1 pseudogene is annotated in these 3,000 nt (G+C 69.5%); it reads right to left on the bottom strand.

What is annotated here, in order from left to right:
- Positions 1 to 3,000, bottom strand: a pseudogene (locus JaAD80_RS31035) (hemagglutinin); the annotation flags it as partial.

Below are 3,000 nucleotides of genomic sequence, written 5' to 3'. Positions count from 1 at the left end.
GCCGTCACGGCCAGCGCGCCGCCCGCCGTGTAGCTGTGCGACGAGCCGGCGTCGCCCGTCAGCAGCGGCGTGCTGATGTTCAGATTGCCGCCGCTGTACTGGAAGCCCTTGCCCGTCGCATACGCGCCCTGCGCCTGGTAGACGGACAGGCTGCCCTTGTGGTTGGCCGTGACCTGGTCCGACGCTTTCAGGTTGACGGTGCCAAAACCCAGCGCCAGGCGGTCGAACGAGGCGACGCCGGCCGGCTGCGTGAAGGGGCCGAAGCCGAAATCGATGCGCTGCGTCTCCAGGTTCAGGGTGCCGCTGCCCGTGCCGGCGCCATGCGCGATCACATTGCCGGGCGCCGACAGCGCGCCGCCCCAGATCAGGTTAGCCGTGCGGATGGTCGCCACGGTATCGGCACCGCCCTGGCCATACATGGCCGGCGTGGTCAGCACCAGGCGTTCCAGGTTCGATTTTCCGCTGACTTTGTCGTAGGTATCGAGCACCACGTCGCCATAGAAGTTGACGCTGTCGGCCGCGTTCAGCATCAGCGCCTGCAGCGCTGGCGCGCCCGTGCTGGTGTCGCCGCGCAGCAAACGGTCCAGCAAGCCCTGGTTCAAGGTCAGGCCGGCGGGACGCGTGCCGCTGGCCTGGGCCGCCGCCAGCGCCTCGTTCGAGCCGATATTGATGGCGCCCACGGCCAGGCTCAGGTTGCGCGTGCCGTAGCGGGCCGTGTCGTCGAGCTGGAAGCTGCCGCTGGTCGCCAGCAGCAAGGTGCCTTCCGAGTACAGGCTCGCCGTGCCGCTGCCCGCGCAAGCGTCGACGCACATGCCGATGCGGATGCCGCCGCGCGTCGCGCCGCTGACGGGCGCCACGCTGAGCAAGCCGTTCGACGCGGCCAGCACATGCACGTCCGGGCGGCTCTGGTAGATGAAGCCATCGTTGGCGTCGTAGGCGGCCTTGCCGCGTCCCAGGGTGTTGATGCCGGCGCCGGGCGCGATATCGATCACGCCATCGCCCAGTTCAGAATTGCCCGGGTCCTGGGCGACGAGGAACACTTCGGGGGCCGACAGGACGGCGCCGGCGCGCAGGTAGATGGCGCGCGCCGACTGCACGCCAAAGTTCACGTAATTGCCGCCCTGGCCATATTCCACCGTGGGCGCGTTGCCCACCACGATGCGGGCCGCGCCGATATTGTTCAGGCTGGAAGCGCGTATGCTGACCTGTTTCGCGTCACCGCTGGCCGGCGCGCCATCGGCGAGGAGCTCGATCTCGCCAGCCGAGTTATCGCTCGACATCAACACCACGGTGCCGCCATAGCCGCCTTCGGCCGCGGCGAACCTGCCGCTGCCATGGAACTGGAACGTCTCCAGGCCGCCGCCTGGCGCCAGTGTCAGCTTGAGCGTTTTCGCATCGGACGGCAGCATCGCGCGGGGAATGCCGCGCGTTTGCGCATCGGCCAGGGCAAATGCGGCATAGCCGGTTTCGTTGTACTGGGAATACGTGCGCACAACCTTGGCCGGCGTGAGTATCAGCTGGCTGGCCAGCGGCGCGCGGATGTCCGTGCCGGCGATCGACAAGGTGCCGGGAGCGACCCAGGAACCGTTGCGCAGCGGCTGCGCCAGCGTACCGGCACCGCCCTGGCCCGCCAGGCCGTTCAGTTCCACGCGGAAGGCGCCCGGCAGCAAGGCATAGGTCGACGGCATCAGGGTGTAGGTGCCGGTGGGCAAGCCCGGCACGCCGCTGCCTATCGTCACTTGCCGGCCAATGGCAGAGTCGGAGGCCGCCTTGTCGCCGCCCGAAGGCGCTTGCGGCGCCTGCACGCCCGGCACGATGGCGTAGACGGGGTTGGTGGCCAGGCCCGGCAGGATAAAACCGCCGTTCGCGTTCACTTGCGCCAGTGGATGATAGCGCGCATCGGTGGAGCCGCCGCGGCCCGCGATGAAGCCGGCGCCCGTCAGTTCGCCGCCGCCCGCCAGGTCGAGCAGCGCGCCCGGCTGCACGTTCACGGCCACGCCGGCCATCTCCACGCCGACGCGCAAGCCGCCCTGCGCGTTGAAGCCGCCTACGCCCATGAAAGTGGCCGCCTTGCCGTCCACGTTCCAGCTCTGGCCATCGATCGTGCCGCCATATGGCATGACCAGCCCGGCACCGCTGACGGAACTGATGCTGTTGGCCAGCAGATTGACGCTCAAGCTCTTGTCATTGTCATAGCGGGCCGCGCCGATCGCCAGGCGACCCAGCGGCGCGCGCACCACGCCGCCCTGCTCGATATGCGCCGCTTCCAGCTCCAGCGAGCCGAAGGCGGAATACGGCATGGCCGGCACGCTGTCCGTCGTGCGCGCGATGCGCAGGCTGCGCGCCGGATCGTAGCCCAGCACGTCATCGACGCGGCCATAACCGACGCGCAAGGCGGCGCCGGCGCCCGTTTCCGGGTACAGCTGGGCCGCGGCAAGGGTCATGTCGCCGGGCGAGGACAGCACTGTCGTCGCCGCCGCGCCGCCCCAACCCAGCGGCGACAGCAGGAAGCGCAAGTCGCCGCGGCTGCTCAGGCGCACGTCGTCGGCCAGGATGGAGACGATGCCGCGCACGTCGATCAGGTCGCCCGCGATGCTGACCTGGCCAGCCATCGGCGACTCCCCTGCCGTGCCCGGCGTGACATAGAAATCCTTGCCGGCCGGCTTGATGCTGGCCAGGCGCACATACGGCGCCGCGATGCTGATGCGCGCGCCGGGCTTGCTGCCGGGTGTCAGCGCGGGTGCGCCGTACAGCTGGAAGCTTTGCTGCAGCCGCAGCGACACATCGCCATCGAAGGAGGCGGCGCCCAGCAGGGCCAGGCTGCCGAAGCCGCCCGCTTCCACCTGCTCCACGGAAAAACGCCCGTGACCGTACTGCAGCGTTGCCGCCGCGTCGCGGGCGGTTACATGTTCAGCCAGGTCGCTGGCGCCCTGGCGCTGCGTCAGCGCCAGCTGGCGCCCCTGCAGCACCTTGTCGGTGGCCAGCACTTTCAGGTACACG

This window comes from Janthinobacterium sp. AD80 (genome assembly GCF_002878455.1).
Classification (GTDB): Bacteria; Pseudomonadota; Gammaproteobacteria; order Burkholderiales; family Burkholderiaceae_D; genus Janthinobacterium.
The sequence above is the reverse complement of the archived record's forward strand: the minus strand, read 5'-3'. Positions and strand labels throughout refer to the sequence as shown.